This window comes from Microbacterium sp. ABRD28, from assembly GCF_003850245.1.
Classification (GTDB): Bacteria; Actinomycetota; Actinomycetes; order Actinomycetales; family Microbacteriaceae; genus Microbacterium.
Map to the genome: position 1 here is coordinate 1,814,099 of NZ_CP031015.1, position 16,905 is coordinate 1,831,003.

At 69.4% G+C, this 16,905-nt stretch carries 18 protein-coding genes; 12 read left to right on the forward strand and 6 right to left on the reverse strand.

From position 1 onward, the window contains the following. Window positions 1-9 precede the first annotated feature (9 nt). Window positions 10-390, forward strand: coding sequence for a hypothetical protein (locus DT073_RS08780; RefSeq protein WP_124293045.1), 381 nt, complete (start codon window positions 10-12; stop codon window positions 388-390). Between the two features lie 46 nt (window positions 391-436). Next, on the forward strand, window positions 437-934 hold the full coding sequence (locus tag DT073_RS08785; RefSeq protein ID WP_124294435.1) for a DUF6226 family protein: 498 nt from the start codon (window positions 437-439) through the stop codon (window positions 932-934). A gap of 6 nt (window positions 935-940) precedes the next feature. On the opposite strand, the gene DT073_RS08790 is transcribed toward DT073_RS08785, so the two are convergent. The 3 genes from DT073_RS08790 to DT073_RS08800 form a co-directional block, all read right to left on the reverse strand. Then, the gene (locus DT073_RS08790) at window positions 941-1,870 is read right to left on the reverse strand and encodes a 5'-3' exonuclease (protein ID WP_124293046.1); all 930 of its coding nucleotides are present in this window, start codon (window positions 1,868-1,870) and stop codon (window positions 941-943) included. A 41-nt stretch (window positions 1,871-1,911) separates the two neighbouring features. Next, window positions 1,912-2,577, reverse strand: coding sequence for a hypothetical protein (locus DT073_RS08795; RefSeq protein ID WP_124293047.1), 666 nt, complete (start codon window positions 2,575-2,577; stop codon window positions 1,912-1,914). Between the two features lie 92 nt (window positions 2,578-2,669). Further along, window positions 2,670-3,188 carry a hypothetical protein gene (locus DT073_RS08800; RefSeq protein WP_124293048.1) on the reverse strand — a complete coding sequence of 173 codons (519 nt, stop codon included), beginning with the start codon at window positions 3,186-3,188 and terminating at the stop codon, window positions 2,670-2,672. A 207-nt stretch (window positions 3,189-3,395) separates the two neighbouring features. Here DT073_RS08800 and DT073_RS08805 point away from each other — a divergent pair, with 207 nt between their 5' ends. From DT073_RS08805 to DT073_RS08820, 4 genes are read left to right on the forward strand one after another with little or no spacing between them, the layout of a single operon-like run. Then, window positions 3,396-4,331: a hypothetical protein gene (locus DT073_RS08805; RefSeq protein WP_124293049.1), complete on the forward strand. Its 936-nt coding sequence runs from the start codon at window positions 3,396-3,398 to the stop codon at window positions 4,329-4,331. After that, complete coding sequence (locus DT073_RS08810; protein WP_124293050.1) at window positions 4,328-5,527, forward strand: acylneuraminate cytidylyltransferase; 1,200 nt, start codon at window positions 4,328-4,330, stop codon at window positions 5,525-5,527. The genes DT073_RS08805 and DT073_RS08810 overlap by 4 nt, the downstream gene beginning before the upstream one ends. Continuing rightward, window positions 5,524-6,396: an N-acetylneuraminate synthase family protein gene (locus tag DT073_RS08815; RefSeq protein WP_124293051.1), complete on the forward strand. Its 873-nt coding sequence runs from the start codon at window positions 5,524-5,526 to the stop codon at window positions 6,394-6,396. Before DT073_RS08810 ends, DT073_RS08815 begins: the two co-directional genes overlap by 4 nt. A gap of 13 nt (window positions 6,397-6,409) precedes the next feature. Beyond that, the gene (locus tag DT073_RS08820; RefSeq protein WP_124293052.1) at window positions 6,410-7,714 is read left to right on the forward strand and encodes a DUF6716 putative glycosyltransferase; all 1,305 of its coding nucleotides are present in this window, start codon (window positions 6,410-6,412) and stop codon (window positions 7,712-7,714) included. Here the strand turns inward: DT073_RS08820 and DT073_RS08825 are convergent. From DT073_RS08825 to DT073_RS08835, 3 genes are all read right to left on the reverse strand, one after another. After that, on the reverse strand, window positions 7,675-7,842 hold the full coding sequence (locus DT073_RS08825) for a methionine/alanine import family NSS transporter small subunit (protein WP_124293053.1): 168 nt from the start codon (window positions 7,840-7,842) through the stop codon (window positions 7,675-7,677). The genes DT073_RS08820 and DT073_RS08825 overlap by 40 nt on opposite strands. Then, a complete protein-coding gene (locus DT073_RS08830; RefSeq protein WP_124293054.1) occupies window positions 7,839-9,431 on the reverse strand; it encodes a sodium-dependent transporter in 1,593 nt (530 codons plus the stop codon). The genes DT073_RS08825 and DT073_RS08830 overlap by 4 nt, the downstream gene beginning before the upstream one ends. Before the next feature lie 92 nt (window positions 9,432-9,523). Then, on the reverse strand, window positions 9,524-10,561 hold the full coding sequence (locus tag DT073_RS08835) for an FUSC family protein (protein WP_124293055.1): 1,038 nt from the start codon (window positions 10,559-10,561) through the stop codon (window positions 9,524-9,526). A gap of 84 nt (window positions 10,562-10,645) precedes the next feature. Between DT073_RS08835 and DT073_RS08840 the strand changes: the two genes are divergently transcribed. The 6 genes from DT073_RS08840 (at window position 10,646) to DT073_RS08865 (ending at window position 16,902) form a co-directional block, all read left to right on the forward strand. Then, window positions 10,646-11,305, forward strand: coding sequence for an SDR family oxidoreductase (locus tag DT073_RS08840; RefSeq protein WP_124293056.1), 660 nt, complete (start codon window positions 10,646-10,648; stop codon window positions 11,303-11,305). Between the two features lie 48 nt (window positions 11,306-11,353). Further along, a complete protein-coding gene (locus tag DT073_RS08845; RefSeq protein WP_124293057.1) occupies window positions 11,354-11,851 on the forward strand; it encodes a MarR family winged helix-turn-helix transcriptional regulator in 498 nt (165 codons plus the stop codon). Between the two features lie 83 nt (window positions 11,852-11,934). Then, window positions 11,935-12,324 (forward strand): hypothetical protein, encoded by a 390-nt coding sequence (locus tag DT073_RS08850; protein ID WP_124293058.1) that lies wholly within the window; start codon window positions 11,935-11,937, stop codon window positions 12,322-12,324. Window positions 12,325-12,527: 203 nt separating this feature from the next. Next, entirely contained in the window at window positions 12,528-13,982 is a 1,455-nt protein-coding gene (gene rpsA, locus DT073_RS08855) for a 30S ribosomal protein S1 (RefSeq protein WP_124293059.1), read from the forward strand. Between the two features lie 100 nt (window positions 13,983-14,082). Beyond that, complete coding sequence (locus DT073_RS08860) at window positions 14,083-15,291, forward strand: MFS transporter (protein ID WP_124293060.1); 1,209 nt, start codon at window positions 14,083-14,085, stop codon at window positions 15,289-15,291. A gap of 9 nt (window positions 15,292-15,300) precedes the next feature. Further along, window positions 15,301-16,902 (forward strand): MFS transporter, encoded by a 1,602-nt coding sequence (locus DT073_RS08865; protein WP_124293061.1) that lies wholly within the window; start codon window positions 15,301-15,303, stop codon window positions 16,900-16,902. Window positions 16,903-16,905 lie beyond the last annotated feature (3 nt).

Sequence of the window (16,905 nt, forward strand, 5' to 3'; positions counted from 1 at the left end):
CGTGGGCCGATGAGCACCGACCGCGTACGCGAGGTCCGCGTCCGCGCGGGGCGCGTGCAACCGTCCGGCTCCTGGATCTACGTCTGGATCGACGTCGCGACGAACGCCGTGGCCTACGTCGGCGGCACGGGGTTCGATCCCGAGCTGCGTGCATATCTGCACGTCACCAGCGACGACCCGGATATCGGTCGGATCCGCGCAGCGATCCCGCGGTACGAGGAGAGGAACTTCGACGTCCTCGCGTTCGCGGTGCCCGGCCACATCGACCGGGCCGAGGCGAGATCGGCGCTCGCCGCCGACGTGACGTGCGGCGGCCGGCGGCGTCGTCATCGCGGGAGGTCGCCGAGTTCGTCGGGCGGATCCTCAGCGAGCTCGACGCTCGCGGGGTGAAGAGGATGCGGGGCGACGCGGCGCGACCCGAGGACGGGTGGCCGAGATGATGTACGTGCGCCCGTCCTTCGCGACACAGACCTTCCGAGACCGGGACGGTCGCGTCATCGACTATGGCAACAGGTGGCACGGTTCGCCGCCGGACGTCGTGAAGGGGGTGCGGCTTCGGCCCGTCGATGCTTCGTGTGCCGCGCTGACCTTCATCTTCCACGACCATCCGGGCGTGCATGTCCATGCGGGTCTCCTTCATGACTTCGCCTACCCGGTGTGTGGCTGTGATGCCTGCGACTCGACGTGGGAACACGAGGCGAATGAACTCGAACGACTGGTGCGTGCGGTGGTGAACGGTCACTACAGGGAAGCGATCTCTTTCCGGGAGGGAGACCCCTGGCTCGCTTTCGCATTCGAGTCGCCGGACGGCCGTTCATCCGGGGAATTCCGAGCGCAGGGCATGTCGCGAGAAGACGCTCAGACGGCGCTGGACGCCCTCCAGAGCATCTCCGGACCGTGGTCTGCCTGGCCGCCCGCCTCGACGGTGATGTGAAGGCAGCTACGCGCCTGCAACACCGATCGCCGCAAGGACGCGATCCATCGAACCACCCAGCGCCCAGCGCTCGGCGAGCTCGCGCGCGGTCGCCGTGGCAGTGGAATCGAGGGGAGTCAGGTCGTCACCGGTCACCGTGAGATCGAGATCGCGCGCCACACCGACGACCCGCGGAGCCACCTCGAGGTAGGGGAGCGCGGCCAGGATCTTGGACCGCACACCCGCAGACATCCCCTCGCCGGCCTCGGCCGCTGCGATGATCCCCGCGAGGTCGCCGTGCTGCGACAGGAGGCTCGCCGCGGTCTTCTCTCCCACGCCGCTCACGCCGGGAAGGCCGTCCGAGGTGTCGCCGCGCAGCGTGGAGAAGTCGGCGTACTGGTCGGGTCGAACCCCGTACTTCTTCTCCACCACCTCGCCGGTGACCACTTCGAGATTGCTCATTCCGCGGGCCGTGTAGATGACGCGAACGTCGCGTTCGTCGTCCACGAGTTGAAAAAGGTCGCGGTCACCGGTCACGATGTCGACCGGCACCGTCGCAGTCGTCGCCAGCGTGCCGATGACGTCGTCCGCTTCGTAGTCGGATGCCCCGGCGATGGGAATCCGCAGCGCCTCGAGCGTCTGGCGGATCATCGGCACCTGTGCTTCGAGCGGATCGGGCACCACTTCGACATCGTGCCCGCCCGCGACGATCTCGGCGACGCGATGCGCTTTATAGGAGGGAATCAGATCGACACGCCACTGCGGGCGCCAGTCATCATCCCAGCAGGCCACCAGTCGCGTCGGCTCGTACGTCATGACCAGCTTGGCGATGATGTCGAGGAAACCACGTACGGCGTTCACCGGCGCGCCGTCGGGTGCCTTGACCGTGTCGGGCACGCCGTAGAACACGCGGAAGTACAGAGACGCGGAGTCGAGCAGCATCAGGCGATCCGGCATGCGCACATCCTGTCACGTCGACCGAGCCCGCTCGCGCGGGATCAACAGCCCGGACCGGCCGGGTCCTCACGGCACGTCCGGTCGACCAGTGCCGTTCGCACCTCGCGGACGTCGACCTCGTAGCCTCCGGCCGAAGAGGTGACGACCCCGGGAACGGGGCGCCACGTCGATCCGAAGGTGACGGCGGCGGTGTACTCAACCGTCACCGCCACCGGGTACACCCCACGCTCGGCGTAGACATGGCTGGTTGCGGTCGGAGTGAACTGCGGCTGCCCGAGGGCCGACCACGACGACCCGCCCGAGGAGGACCGCACGGTCGTGCCGTCGCCATAGGAGAAGACGTACGCCGCCGGCTCGAACCGGACGACCACATCCCAGCCGAGGATCTCGCCGGGGATCTCCTGCGCGCTCGCGGATGCGTACACATTCGTCGGCATCCCGACCACACCGAACCCGGATGGTTCACCGCCGAGGAGCGGCACCGCCGGACGGAATGAGGCGAGATCCTCGATCGTCACCTCGGGAGGAGCCTCGACCTGATAGTCGATGTCGCAGCGCCGCAGTTCGACGACGCAATCGGGTTCGACGGGATCGGCGACGTCCGCACTCTCGGATCCACCTCCGCGGGGACCCTCGCCGAACTGCCCACCGGCGCCGCCCGAGCCCGTGCTCGCGCCGACGTTGACCTCGGTGCCGGTGTTGCCCACTTCGCAATGCGTCCACATGTTCGAGCCAGCGCACCCTTCTGACGCAGGAGCGACGATGCCCAGCAGCGCGCTAAGTGAGACTGTGCCAATCGTCAGCCAGCGCATTCAGCGCTCTCCACCGCAGTGCTCTTCGATACGGTCAGACCTGTGTCAGTTGTCCCCGAACTCTCGAATTCGAGCTCAACCGCATAGCGGTCCGGACGAGTTTCGGGGACGACAGTGGAGCCGGACGCATCAACAACGTCGACTGCTGAGACATCGACGCATGCCAACGCCGCCACGGCGGCTGGGGGGTCAGTTGAGGAGGAAACGGGCGCGAAACTGACGAGTAGGGAATCTCCCGTCTTGCGCCATCCTTTGGCCGCCAGCTGCGTGAGACTCTCGCGTTCAGTGGCGTTTGCGGCGCCGGTCGTCCATTCGTAGACGGGCTCGAAGGTCTCGGGATCGCTCAGGTCGACGGCATTCAGTGCCTCGACGTAGTTGCGGTACGTCTCCTCGGCGGCGGCGAAGGCCTCTTCCTCTGTCGCGAAGGGCCCCTGAGACTCCACCGGCTCGGGCTGCGGTGCGCACCCCGTCACGAGCACGAACACCGAGACGAGGCTGAGCGTCACACCCGCGACACCCCTCACCGTGCTTCGTGCCTCTGATCCGACCCGGCTTTTCACGGACACCACCGTAGTGGGCGTCCGCGCGCACCCTCGGAGTTATCCACACCCGACACCGGCACCGGACGTTCACCTGCTCGTCGACCGACCGACCCCCCGGGGAGTCCCCACCGTTCACCTGAGCGCTCGACGCTGGACGCTCTGGGAGGTGGCATGAACCGAGACGCCGTGCTGGCGTGGGTGGAGTCACCCCTGCAACTGATCGGCGCCGCCGAGTGGGCGGCCGCACATCGCACCACCATCCCGGTCGCGGGCCGTCTGACGCCGCAGATGTCGGAGACGGCCGACCTCCTCCTCGCGCGCGGGGCGCGGTTCGGTGAGATGGATCCCTACCTCGGCATCCCGTGGAAGCTGCTGGCGCAGCATCCGCACTGGCTCGTCGGCGACGGATTCTCGGGACAGTTCCGTCTCGCTGCCGCCATCCTCCGTCCTCGCACCCTCACCTTCCTCGACGACGGCGCTATCGCGCTGCCCTTCGCCGACACCCTCCTTCAACGCCGCCCCTACGCTCGCCCCCACGTGACCGAGAAGGGGCTGACCTCTCTCGTCGCGCCGTTCGCCGCCGAGGCGATCGCCCGCCGCGCCCGCTCCCGTGCCGCGCACCTGTTCACGGCCTTCGACCTCGGCCCGGATCGCACGGCCGCGCTCGCCGACCGCGGCTTCGCCATCGAGCGGCACCGGTTCGCCTGGACGCGCGCAACAGCCTCCGCGCCGGTCGATCTCGGCGCCCGCGTGATCCTCGGCAGCGCCCGCCCGGTCGACGGACGGATGACACGTGACGCCTACCTCAGATGGCTCGCCGAACTCGCCGCGGCCGCGCCGACCGGCGCCGAACCTGCGACCTACCTCCCGCACCGGCGCGAGACCGCCGAACAGCTCGACGCCGTCCGCCGCGTTCCGGGTGTCGCGGTCGCCGAGGCATCCGTCCCCGTCGAGCTGATCCTCGCCGGCGCGACCCGACCGCTGCAGCTGCACACCCTTCCCTCGACGACCTCGACCACTCTCCGCCTCGTCCTCGCCGGCAGCGGCTCGACCATCAACGGTGAACCGGTGCCGACCGACCAGACGCGGGCGGGGGCCGAACGATGAGCGACGTCGTCGCGATCATCCCGGCCCGGGGCGGATCGAAGGGCGTTCCCCGCAAGAATCTGCGTCGCGTCGGAGGCATCCCGCTCATCGGCCGCGCCATTCAGGCAGCCCGGCGCTGCGATCTCATCGACCGCGTCTGCGTTTCGACCGACGACGACGAGATCGCCGCCGTGGCGGAAGAGTGGGGGGCCGAGGTCATCCGGCGCCCCGCCGACCTCTCGGGCGACACCGCGAGCTCCGAGTCGGCGATCCTGCACGCCCTCGACGACCTCGAGGCGCGCGACGTCAACGTCGGCGTCGTGGCGTTCCTGCAGGCCACCTCGCCGTTCATCGACAGCGAAGCCCTCGACGGTGCCATCCGCCTGGTGCAGCAGCGCCGCCGCGACAGCGTGTTCTCGGCGATCGAGACGTACGGCTTCCTCTGGCGCAAAGGCACGGGCGACTGCGCCGAAGCGATCAACCACCGCGCCGATCACCGTCCGCGCCGGCAGGACCGTGAACCGCACTACCTCGAGACGGGCGCGTTCTACGTCATGCGAGCCCGGGGCTTCCGCACCATCCGGCACCGCTTCTTCGGCAGCATCGGAATCGCCACGGTGCCCGAGCGCACCGCGATCGAGATCGACTCCTTCGCCGAGCTCGAGCTCGCCCGCGCCCTCGCCCCTCTCGTCGATGCGCCCGAACCTCTCGATGTCGATGCGGTCGTCACCGACTTCGACGGCGTGCACACCGACGACACCGTCACGGTCACCGAGTCCGGTGTCGAGGCGGTGCGCGTCAGCCGCTCCGACGGCATGGGCGTCGCGCGCCTGCGCGCCGCGCAGATCCCCTTCCTCATCCTCTCGACCGAGGAGAACCCGGTCGTCAGCGCCCGGGCGCGGAAGCTCCGCGTCGAGGTCGTGCAGGGCGTCGCCGACAAGGCTGGGGCGCTCCGCAGCTGGGCCGATGCCGCACGCATCCCGCTGTCTCGCATCGCCTACCTCGGCAACGACGTCAACGACGTGCCCGCGATGGACATCGTGGGCTGGCCCGTCGCCGTCGGCGACGCCGACCCCGTCGTCCTGAGCGCCGCTCGCGTCGTCCTCGACCGCCACGGTGGCGACGGCGCCGTGCGAGAGCTCGCTGAGCGCGTGCTCCGCGCCCGCCGCGGCCCGACATCCCTTCCCTACCTCCAGGAGAACAGGACCACCCCATGACCGTCACCATCGGCTCCCGCGTCATCGGAGGCGGCCACCCCGCCTACATCATCGGCGAGATCGGCCTGAACCATAACGGCGATGTCGAGATCGCCAAGCGCCTCATCGACGTCGCCGCCGACGCGGGCGTCGACGCGGTGAAGTTCCAGAAGCGCACCCCCGAGATCTCGACGCCCGAGCACATGCGCGACATTCCGCGCGAGACGCCGTGGGGCACGATGAGCTACCTCGACTACCGGCGCCGTGTCGAGTTCGATCGCGATCAGTACATCGAGATCTCCGACCACGCGATCCTGCGAGGACTGGAGTGGTTCGCCTCGCCCTGGGATGTGCCGAGCGTGGCGTTCCTGGAAGACCTGGGCGTCGGCGCGCACAAGGTCGCCTCCGCGTGCCTCACCGACCGTGCCCTGCTGGGCGCCCTCCGCGACACCGGCAAGCCGGTCATCCTGTCCACCGGCATGTCGACCATGGCGCAGATCAGCGCGGCCGTCGACGCCCTGGGCACCGATGATCTCGTGCTGCTTCATGCCACCTCGACGTACCCGATGGAGCCCGACGAGGCCAACCTGCGTATGATCCCCGCATTGCGCGACCGGTTCCCCGGAGTGCCCGTGGGGTACTCCGGTCACGAACGCGGCCTGCAGGTCTCGCTCGCCGCGGTCGCGCTGGGCGCGGTCGCCGTCGAACGCCACATCACGCTCGATCGCACGATGTGGGGCTCCGACCATGCCGCCTCCCTCGAACCCGCCGGCCTGCAGCACCTCGTGCGCGACATCCGGATCATCGAGGCAGCCCTCGGTGACGGCGTCAAGCGCGTGTACGACAGCGAGCGGGGCCCTCTGGCCAAGCTCCGCCGCGTCCCGACGTGACAGGTTCTCTCACATGAGAGGGTCCGCCGATGGGTCAGCGCGACCGCGGAGGATCCGGGTCGTCGGCATCGCCGACACCGATTCGTACGTGAAGTGGGCGGCGGCGCTCGTGGGGAATGCTCCGGCCACCTGGGACCGCTCGATGCGAATCCTCGACACGCCGCTGGCGGTCTCGGACGACCAGCTGCGCGCCGCCCTGACGACGAGCGGCTTGCCCGCCGACGCCGTCGTCCGGCTGACGCTTGCGCAGCTGCGGGAGAGCGTTGCCGACGACCCGCCGGATGTCGTCATCATCGGGGCGCGCGGCCCACTGGCCCGGGTTCTCGTGCGTCTCCTCGCCACCCTTCCGGGGCGACCGGTCGTGGTGACGGGGCTTCCGGGCATCTCGGTCCCCGTCACCCGGAAGGCTCTGTTCTACCGGCAGGGCGCCGATCTGTTCGTCGTGCACTCCCGGCGCGAGCGGACGGAGTTCGCAGCGCTGTCGGTGACCACCGGACTTCGCCACCGCTTCGCCCTGGCCACCCTGCCGTTCGCGGCGGCGGCCGCGCGGGCGGGTGGTCACGGGCATGCCCGCGGGGCGACCGACATCGTCTTCGCCGCCCAGGCGATCGTGCCGAGCGACCGGGACGACCGCCTGAGGCTGGCCGTGATGCTTCGAAGACTGGCGTCGGCAGACAACTCACGGCGCGTCGTGATCAAGCTCCGCGCCGCAGAGGGGGAGCACCAGACCCACCTCGAGCGCGACGCGTTTCCCGAGCTCCTGCGTTCGCTCGGTGAGCCACCGGAGAACCTCGTCCTGTCGACGGCGCCGATGCAGGCGGCCCTCGATCAGGCCGCCGGGCTGGTCACGGTCAGCTCGACCGCGGCGATCGAGGCCATCGCCCGCGGCATCCCGGTTCTGGCGCTGGACACGTTCGGCGTCTCGCCCGCGCTCATCAACGTGGTCTTCGAGGGCAGCGGCCTGCTCGGGGGCGAGGACGATCTGCTCGCGGGCCGATTCCGGCTTCCGTCGACGTCGTGGTTGCAGGAGAACTACCTGCACGACCCGGAAGAGGATGACTGGATCGCGGCCGTCGAGCGGTTGGTGGGGTTCCGGCGACAGGGACTGCTGGCCGACCCCGCGCTGCCGGCGGGACGAGGGGGGCGCCTGCGTCTGGCCTGGGAGCGCAAGTCCGTGCTCGGTGAGATGGATCGTTCACCGGCCGGGCGATGGGCGCTCGTCGTCGGCGTTCCTGCGCGGAGCGTCGTCCGGACGGCGCGGCGCGTACGCAACCGGCTTCAGGTGTCGCGTTCGGCCGGACCGATGTCTTCGCGGTGATCATCCGTCCCACCCGGGGGGTACTCGGTGGGCTCGGGGCGCGAGCGAAGGAAGAGGATGCTGACGGCCAGCCCGCCCCAGACGATGATGATCGACAGGATAAGGAACGTGATGGCGAGACCGGTCATTTCGCGTGCTCCTTCCGATTCGCCGCGTGGCCTTCGGGCGGGAACGACGGCCACGCGCGGAAGTCATCCGGCGAGTCGCGCCACTTCAGCGCCGACATGACGATCGCAGCGACCACGATGAACCCGATCGTTCCCCAGCCGAACACCAGCAGGTACCACTCGGGAAGACCGCCGTATCCTTCCACGATCAGCACGACGATGCGCTGGATCAGCATGTAGGCCAACACGATCGGAGCCAGCACGCCTACGAGCAGCACCCACACGCGCCCGACCTGGAACGTCGACACCGCGTTGAGGTGGTAGCGGAGTTCGGGGCCGCCGCGCAGCACCCAGATCACCACGATCGTGGTGAGCACCGCCGAGGCGACGATCCCCACATTGTTGGCGTACTGATCCGTGACGTCGAGGGCCAACAGGCCGGTGGTGGTGGAGAAGAGCAGGATCGACAGCACCGCCGAGACCGAACCCACGGCGGTGGCCGCCACCCGCGGTGTCAGGCGGAATTTCTCCTGGAACGCCGCCGAGACGACCTGCAGGACCGAGATCAGCGACGTGAAGCCGGCGAGGGTGAGGGAGCCGAAGAACAGGCATCCGAACAGCGGGCCGCCGGGCATCTGCGACACGATCGCGGGGAAGGTGATGAACGACAGCCCCACCCCGGTCAGGCCCTCGAGTTCGGCGACCTGGATGCCCTGCTGGAAGGCGAAGAACCCCAGCGTGGCGAAGACGCCGATGCCGGCGAGGATCTCGAACGACGAGTTCGCGAACGCCACGACCAGGCCGGGCGAGGTCAGATTCGACCGTCGACGCCGGTAGGAGGCGTAGGTGATCATGATGCCGAACGCGATCGACAGCGAGAAGAAGATCTGGCTGTACGCCGCGATCCACACGTTCGGATCGCCCAGGGCCGCCCAGTTCGGGGTGAACAGGGCGTTCAGCCCGTCGGCTGCGCCGTCGAGGAAGAGGGCGCGGATGACGAGGACCAGGAAGGCCGCGACGAGGAGGGGGAGGAAGATCACGTTCGCCCGCTGCAGGCCCTTGGCCACTCCCGCGGCGAGCACGAGGATCGCGGCGATCCACACCAGTGCAAGGGGGATGAGCACGCCCGGCACGAACTCCAGGCTCAACCCGGGGTCGCCGACCTGCAGGTAGTCGGCCTGGAAGAAGGTCGCCGGATCGTCGCCCCAGCGCAGGTCGAAGGAGAAGACGAAGTAGCTCAGCGCCCAGGCGATCACGGCCGTGTAGTAGAGGCCGATGACGAAGGCGATCGCCACCTGGAACCATCCGAGCGACTCGGTGAAACGGCCGATCGATCGGCCGATCCGCCGGAACGCGGTGGGCGCAGCACCCCGGAACCGGTGCCCGAGGGCGTAATCGAGGAACAGGATCGGTATGCCCGCGGTCAGGAGCGCGACCAGATAGGGGATGAGGAACGCCCCACCGCCGTTCTCATAGGCGACCCCCGGGAAACGCCAGATGTTGCCGAGGCCGACCGCCGATCCGATGGCCGAGAGGATGAAGCCGACCTGGCCGGTCCACTGCTCCCGGGGCCGGACCGTAGCCGAAGGGGCGGGGGCGTTCTGGGTCACTGTCGTCCTCCGTCGTGGCTGTGGTGCGTCACCGCGGTGCCCCCGCACGCTACCAGCCCCGAGGACGGGCGACACCCCTCATTCGGCCCTCGTCACGGATTGCCTTCGCTGAGCTGATCGTGGATCCGGCGCAGGTCCTCCATCAACGAGCCCACGACGATCCAGTTCGTCGCCGATGGTGCGGTCAGTTGCAGGGGCGCCGTGAGCGCCGGGATCGTCGCCGTCGGCTCCGCGCCACCCGACCGGGGCGCGCGGCGCAGATCCAGGCGGATGTCGTGCGCCGCGCGACGCAGCTGATCGGCGATCGCGAGGACAGCGGGCTCGGTGGCAAGGCTGGCGTCGTAGTGGTCGTAGACCGCACGCGTCATCCCGATCGTCTGGGTCACGATGGGACCGAAGAGGGCGAGGAGCTGCTCGACCTCGCCGAGCTCGCGTCGATACCGCCGGGCCCGCGGATTGAGGGAGAGCGAGTCGCGCGCCGTCGCGATGGCCTCATCGGCGTCGACCACCATCGGTCGCAGCAGCCGAACGGTGAGCATGAGCTCTTCGATCTGCGGACGCGTCTGCTGGGTGGTGAGCGCATCGGCGAGGCGTTCGAGGGATCGAGCGAGTTCCTCCCCGACCCGGTCGACGGCCTCGTGTGCGGGAGTCACGGCGACCGGCGGCACCATCACGATGTGCACCACCATGCCGATGATCGCGCCGATGATGGTCTCGAGGATGCGGTCGACGGCGTAATCGGGGGTGGTGGCGCCCAGGGCGAGCACGAGCACCGCGCTGATGGCGACCTGGTTCGCCGTCCCCGCGGTCACGCGAGCCGCCCACGGCACGATCAGGGCGACGATGATGGCGACCAGGACCACCCAGGTGGCGTCGCCGAACACCATCCCGAGCCCCGAGGCGATGGCCACACCCACGATGACGCCGACGCTGCGTTCGATCGCCTTCGCGAACGACTGGTTGAGGCTCGGCTGCACCACGAGAAGCGCGGCGATCGCGGCGAACACCGGGGGAGGACCCTGGATCAGCCAGCCGGCGACGAGCCAGGCGGCCACGGTCGCGATCGCCGATTTGGCCACCTGCAGCAGAGGCGCGCGACGCGGGGCGCGGATCGCCGAGGTCAGTCGCATACCTCAACGCTAGCCACGTCGGGCGGGGTTGACAGCGCCGACGCCGCCCGATGGGCTGAGGGTTCGTCGAAAGAAGGAGAGCGGATGTCTCGGGTGCTGGTTTTCGGTGGACACGGCAAGGTTGCGATGCTCCTGGCGCCGCTGCTGGTCTCGCGTGGCGACGAGGTGACCGCGGTCATCCGGAATCCCGCTCACGTCGACGAGGTCGAGGGCACGGGTGCGACGCCCCGCGTGGCCGACATCGAGCAGCTCGACACCGAGGCGCTCGCCGAGCTGGTGGCGGGCCACGACGCGATCGTCTGGTCGGCGGGCGCCGGCGGCGGTGACGCCGCGCGTACGTATGCGGTGGACCGCGATGCGGCGATCCGCTCGATGGACGCCGCGGGCCAGGCCGGTGTCGAGCGCTACGTGATGGTGTCGTGGCTGGGATCGAAGGCCGATCACGGCGTGCCCGAGGACGACGACTTCTTTCCCTATGCCGACGCCAAGCTCGCCGCCGACGATCATCTGCGCGGCACCGGTCTGGAGTGGACAGTGCTCGGACCGGGGGCGCTCCTGGACGAACCCGGCACGGGACGAATCACCATCGATCCGGACGGCCGCGGTGCGGTGCCGCGCGCAGACGTCGCCGCCGCCGTCGCGGCAGCGCTGGTCGAGCCCGCGACGGTCCGGCGGACACTGCGATTCGGCGGGGGAGAGCAGCCGATCGCCGAGGCCTTCGTCGCCGCATCCGACGCGCGGTAGCGCCGCGGGACGCAGCTCACCCCTCGTGGCGTCCGCTACGGTCGAAGTATGAGCGGGGAGGCCCGGGAGAGGGATGACGACGTCGATCTGCTGATCGACGCGTGGTCCCGTCGGCTCCCCGACGTCGATCTCACTCCGCTCGATGTCATGTCGCGACTGCGGCGCGTCGCGCTCCGACTCGCCCGCCTGCGCGCCGAGGCCTTCTTCAGCGCAGGCCTGTCGGTGTGGGAGTTCGATGTGCTGGCCGCTCTCCGTCGCGCAGAGGATCCTCACGAACTGAGCCCTGCCCAGCTGATCGAATCCACCATGATCGGAAGCGCGGCGATGACCAACCGTCTGGAGAAGCTCGCCGCGCGCGGCCTCGTCGAGCGGCGGCCCAACCCGCGCGACGGTCGGGGCGTGCTCGTGCGCCTGAGTCCCGAGGGCACCGAGCGCGTCGACGCCGCGATGACGGAGCTGGTCCGCCGGGAGGCCGAGGAGCTCGCGGGCCTGTCGCGCGAGGAGCAGGGTCTGCTGACCCGTCTCCTGGGGCGTCTCCTGGTCTGAAGCGAACACGCGGTGTCGTCGTCGCGCATCCCTGCGCCGCCGCATCCTTCCCTTTCCGCGCCCTCTCCTGCCATGGTGAGTTCATGCGCAGCCCGAAGCTCGTCCTGGCCGTCCTCTCCACGGCGGCATTCGCCCTTTCGCTCAGCGCCTGTGCACCCGGCGCGGCGAATCCCGGGAGCACGTCGGTGATCGCCCCCGTCACCGAGTCGGCCAACGATCTGCAGGGGGCCACGGTCGAGCTCGTCGTCGGTCAGGTGCTCGACATCGACACCGGTGACCTCGCGATCGACAGTTACGAGGGCGAGGTCGCCGATCCCGCCGTGGCGGAATTCGTCCAGGGGAGGGATGACGGCAGCGCCACCTTCAACCCGGGGGTGCGTGCGCTCGCCGAGGGCACGACGACGGTCACGATGACGAATCAGGACGGCGGGATCCAGCCGTTGGAGTTCACCGTCGAGGTCTCCGCGGGCTGACGCTCTCTGATAACCTGAAGTGTCACGCGTGTGACGGTTCCACCATGCCCGGTTTCGATCTCGGGATGACGTGTGGGCCGGTGCGCCACATGTGACGCCGTACGACCACAATCCGCTCCGCCTCGGGGCCGGATCCGACCGCTTTCGCGTGCGGACCAGGCAGCCGAGGCCCGAACACCACACCACCAAGGACAACCCACTACATGACTACCGCAACGACCGCCCCGGCCACCAAGCAGGTCGCGATCAACGACATCGGATCTGCCGAGGACTTCCTGGCCGCGGTCGAAAAGACCCTGAAGTTCTTCAACGACGGAGACCTCATCGAAGGCACCGTCGTGAAGATCGACCGCGACGAGGTCCTCCTCGACGTCGGCTACAAGACCGAGGGTGTCATCCCCTCGCGCGAGCTTTCGATCAAGCACGACGTCGACCCCAACGAGGTCGTCAACGTCGGCGACCACGTCGAGGCGCTCGTCCTCCAGAAGGAGGACAAGGAAGGGCGCCTGATCCTGTCCAAGAAGCGCGCACAGTACGAGCGCGCCTGGGGTGACGTGGAGAAGATCAAGGAGACCGACGGCGTGGTCACCGGCCAGGTGATCGAGGTCGTCAAGGGTGGCCTCATCGTCGACATCGGCCTGCGCGGATTCCTCCCCGCTTCGCTCATCGAGCTGCGCCGCGTCCGCGACCTCACCCCGTACCTGGGTCAGGAGATCGAGGCGAAGATCCTCGAGCTCGACAAGAACCGCAACAACGTCGTGCTCTCGCGTCGTGCTCTGCTCGAGCAGACCCAGTCCGAGTCGCGCACCACGTTCCTCAACAACCTGCACAAGGGCCAGGTCCGCAAGGGAACGGTCTCGTCGATCGTCAACTTCGGTGCCTTCGTCGACCTCGGCGGCGTGGACGGCCTCGTGCACGTCTCCGAGCTGTCGTGGAAGCACATCGAGCACGCCTCCGAGGTCGTCGAGGTGGGCCAGGAAGTCACCGTCGAGATCCTCGAGGTCGACCTCGACCGCGAGCGCGTCTCCCTGTCGCTGAAGGCGACGCAGGAGGACCCGTGGCAGGTCTTCGCCCGCACCCACGCGATCGGTCAGATCGCGCCGGGCAAGGTCACCAAGCTCGTGCCGTTCGGTGCGTTCGTCCGCGTCGCGGACGGCATCGAGGGTCTCGTGCACATCTCCGAGCTCTCGGGCAAGCACGTCGAGCTCGCCGAGCAGGTCGTGTCGGTCGGCGAAGAGGTCTTCGTCAAGATCATCGACATCGACCTCGAGCGTCGCCGCATCTCGCTGTCGCTGAAGCAGGCCAACGAGTCGGTCGACCCCTACGGCACCGAGTTCGACCCGGCCCTCTACGGCATGGTCACCGAGTACGACGAGAACGGGGAGTACAAGTACCCCGAGGGCTTCGACCCGGAGACCAACCAGTGGAAGGAAGGCTTCGACGAGCAGCGCGAGGCCTGGGAGCAGGACTACGCCGCCGCACAGGCGCGCTGGGAGGCCCACAAGGCCGCCGTCGTCAAGGCCCTCGAGGCCGAGGCGAACGCGCCCGCGGTCGAGTCGACGGGTTCGTCCTCGTTCTCGTCCGACACGTCGGGCGGCGGGACGCTGGCCGACGACGAGGCGCTCGCTGCGCTTCGTGAGAAGCTCTCTGGTCGCTGAGCTCGCACCATCCGCGCACAGGGCCGGAACCCGTCACGGGTTCCGGCCCTGTGCCGTGTGCGGACGAACGTGACGGGATGAACCGCGTAGCGTCGGACCGATGAGCGACGCGACCGGGCACCTGCCGGGGAGCCGCGCGTACCGGCGTCTCCTCGTCGCCCTGTTCTTCGCCGGGATCGCCACCTTCGCGCAGCTGTACTCGCCTCAGGCGGTGCTGCCGCTCATCTCCGCCGACCTCGACGTGTCGCCTCCGACCGCCTCCCTCGCGGTGTCGGTGACGACGCTCGGTCTGGCCGCCGCCGTCATCCCGTGGTCCATCGTCGCCGACCGCTTCGGTCGCGTGCCGGCCATGACCGTCGGGATCTGCGCTGCCACGGTCCTCGGGCTGCTGGCGCCACTGGCCGACGACATGGGCGTGTTCCTCGGCATCCGACTCGCCGAGGGTGTGGCGCTGGGAGCGATCCCCGCCATCGCCCTGGCCTATCTGAGCGAGGAGGTCGACGCGCGCCACACGGCGTCCGCGGCGGGAAGCTACATCGCCGGTACGACCGTCGGCGGGCTCTCGGGACGGCTGGTGTCGGGCCCCGTCGCCGACCTCGTCGAATGGCGGGCCGGAATGTGGGCGGTGGCGATCCTGTGCGCGGCCTCGGCCGTGGTCTTCCTCTGGCTCGTCCCGCGCGCGCGGGGCTTCATCGCCCACCGCCATCGGCCGGAGCGCCGGCTCGGCGAGCGGCTCTCCGCTGTCATGCGAACCCCGGCCCAGCTCGCGATCGACGCGCAGGGATTCCTCCTCATGGGAGCGTTCGTCGCAGTGTTCAACTACCTCGGTTTCCACCTCGCGCAGCCACCGTTCTCCCTGCCCGGGTGGCTGGCGACCCTGCTGTTCCTCTCCTACCTCGCCGGGACGGTCTCATCTCCCTGGGCCGGTGCGCTCGCCGTGCGTCACGGCCGGCTCCCGGTCCTCCTCGGCGGCATCTCGGCGATGCTCGTGGGGCTGGTTGCGCTGCTGGCTCCCACGACCGCGGTCGTCCTCCTCGGTCTCCTCGTCTTCACCGCGGGGTTCTTCGCGGCCCACGCCGTGGCGTCGGGCTGGGCCCCCGTGGCCGCTTCGGCCGATACCCGGGCGCAGGCGTCCTCGCTGTACTATCTCGCCTACTACGGCGGGTCGAGCCTGTTCGGCTGGTGCCTCGGCTTCGTCTACGCCGGGCCCGGCTGGACGGCCTTCATCGCTGCGCTCGCGGCGATGTGCACCGCTGCCGCGGTCACCGCTGCTGTGGTGCTGCGCACCGCAGGTCTCGCGCCTCGATAAAGTGAGCGCGTGACTCAGACGCGCGCGGGCGACACAGACCTCGGCACGGTCCCGCCCCGGGCGCCCGTGGTCCTGACGGCCCTGATCCTGGCCGCGCTGGTGTGCAACATCAACCTCGCCGCCGCCAACGTCGCCCTTCCCGACGTCGGCGACGCCTTCGGCGCCACCCAGACCGCGCTGAATCTCGTCGCCGTCGGGTGCGGGCTGGGGCTTGCGATGTCGGTGCTGTACCTCGGGGCTCTGGCCGACCGCTACGGACGCAAACAGCTGCTTCTGCTCGGCCTCGCTCTCACCGTCGTCGCAAGCTTCCTCTCCGCCTTCTCCCCGACGGTGGAGATGCTCATCGCCGCGCGGATCTTCACCGGTGTCGCAGCGGGCATGGCCTTTCCCACCACCCTGTCGCTGATCACCGCGCTGTGGGCTCAGGGGCCCCGGCGTACCGTGGCCATCGCCCTCTGGTCGGGCGTCAGCGCCACGGCTGCGGTGATCGGCTCCGTGCTGGCAGGGTTGCTGCTGACGATCTGGTGGTGGGGCTCGGCCTTTCTGCTGGCGGCGCCCATCGCCGCGATCGCCTTCGTCCTCGTTGCGCTCTTCGTGCCCTCGCACGTCAAGGAGAACGACGACCCCGTCGATCACCTCGGAGGGGTTCTCGCGACCCTCGCGATCGCCGCGCTCGTGCTCGGGGTGAGTCTGGTCTTCGCGCCCGGTCGGACTCTGCTCGGGCTGATCCTGCTGGGCGCAGCGGTGGTGCTGCTGGCACTGTTCGCCTGGCGCCAGATGGCGGCGCGGCATCCGATCTACGAACTGAGGGTCGCCCGACGGCGCATGTTCTGGGTACCGGCCACCGGTGGCACGATCGTCTTCGGCTCGCTGATGGGGGCCATGTTCGTCGGGCAGCAGTTCCTCCAGAACATCCTCGGGTACAGCACCCTGGAAGCCGGGCTGGCGGTGGTGCCGGCCGCCGTCGGTCTGCTGCTGTGCGCTCCGCTGTCCGCGCGGCTGCTCACCTCGCGTGGGTCGCGCGCGACCATGCTGGCCGGGTACGCGCTCGTCCTGCTGGGCTTCCTCACCACCCTGCTGTGGGGGGAGTCCACGCCGTACGTGCTCGTCGGCGCCGGCTTCCTCTTCATCGGCAGCGGTGCCGCCTTCGCGATGACGCCGGCTTCGCGTGCGCTCACCGAGAGCACGCCGGTCAGACGTGTCGGGATGGCGTCAGCGACCTCGGATCTGCAGCGCGACCTGGGCGGCTCGATCATGCAGGCCCTCCTCGGGGCGGTTCTCGCAGCCGGCTTCGCGGCCTCGTTCGCCCGTCAGATCGCCGCGTCGGCCGAGGCGCAGTCGGTGAGTGCCGAGGTGACGCAGGCGCTGCAGGCCTCGTACGCCTCGGCGCTGCGGGTCGCCGAGCAGTATCCGCAGTACGCCACCCAGATCACCCAGGGGGCGACGCAGTCCCTGCTCGACGGCGCGTTCTCCGCCTATCTGATCGGTGCCGTCGCGATCGTCGTCGGTGCGGTGGTCGTGGCGGTCTTCCTCCCCGGATTCGCCCGCGAGCAGGAGCTCGTCGCGGGGTACGCGCGGGAAGACGCAGATCCGTCGGCAGGGCGGTCGTAGTCG

Excerpts from the sequence above, each read along its gene's own strand:
- DT073_RS08785 (WP_124294435.1), top strand. The coding sequence starts at position 437 with ATGATGTACGTGCGCCCGTCCTTCGCGACACAGACCTTCCGAGACCGG.
- DT073_RS08815 (WP_124293051.1), top strand. The coding sequence starts at position 5,524 with ATGACCGTCACCATCGGCTCCCGCGTCATCGGAGGCGGCCACCCCGCC.
- DT073_RS08790 (WP_124293046.1), bottom strand. The coding sequence starts at position 1,870 with ATGCCGGATCGCCTGATGCTGCTCGACTCCGCGTCTCTGTACTTCCGC.
- DT073_RS08810 (WP_124293050.1), top strand. The coding sequence starts at position 4,328 with ATGAGCGACGTCGTCGCGATCATCCCGGCCCGGGGCGGATCGAAGGGC.
- DT073_RS08860 (WP_124293060.1), top strand. The coding sequence starts at position 14,083 with ATGAGCGACGCGACCGGGCACCTGCCGGGGAGCCGCGCGTACCGGCGT.
- DT073_RS08780 (WP_124293045.1), top strand. The coding sequence starts at position 10 with ATGAGCACCGACCGCGTACGCGAGGTCCGCGTCCGCGCGGGGCGCGTG.
- DT073_RS08845 (WP_124293057.1), top strand. The coding sequence starts at position 11,354 with ATGAGCGGGGAGGCCCGGGAGAGGGATGACGACGTCGATCTGCTGATC.
- DT073_RS08850 (WP_124293058.1), top strand. The coding sequence starts at position 11,935 with ATGCGCAGCCCGAAGCTCGTCCTGGCCGTCCTCTCCACGGCGGCATTC.
- rpsA (WP_124293059.1), top strand. The coding sequence starts at position 12,528 with ATGACTACCGCAACGACCGCCCCGGCCACCAAGCAGGTCGCGATCAAC.
- DT073_RS08820 (WP_124293052.1), top strand. The coding sequence starts at position 6,410 with ATGAGAGGGTCCGCCGATGGGTCAGCGCGACCGCGGAGGATCCGGGTC.
- DT073_RS08835 (WP_124293055.1), bottom strand. The coding sequence starts at position 10,561 with ATGCGACTGACCTCGGCGATCCGCGCCCCGCGTCGCGCGCCTCTGCTG.
- DT073_RS08840 (WP_124293056.1), top strand. The coding sequence starts at position 10,646 with ATGTCTCGGGTGCTGGTTTTCGGTGGACACGGCAAGGTTGCGATGCTC.
- DT073_RS08805 (WP_124293049.1), top strand. The coding sequence starts at position 3,396 with ATGAACCGAGACGCCGTGCTGGCGTGGGTGGAGTCACCCCTGCAACTG.
- DT073_RS08825 (WP_124293053.1), bottom strand. The coding sequence starts at position 7,842 with ATGACCGGTCTCGCCATCACGTTCCTTATCCTGTCGATCATCATCGTC.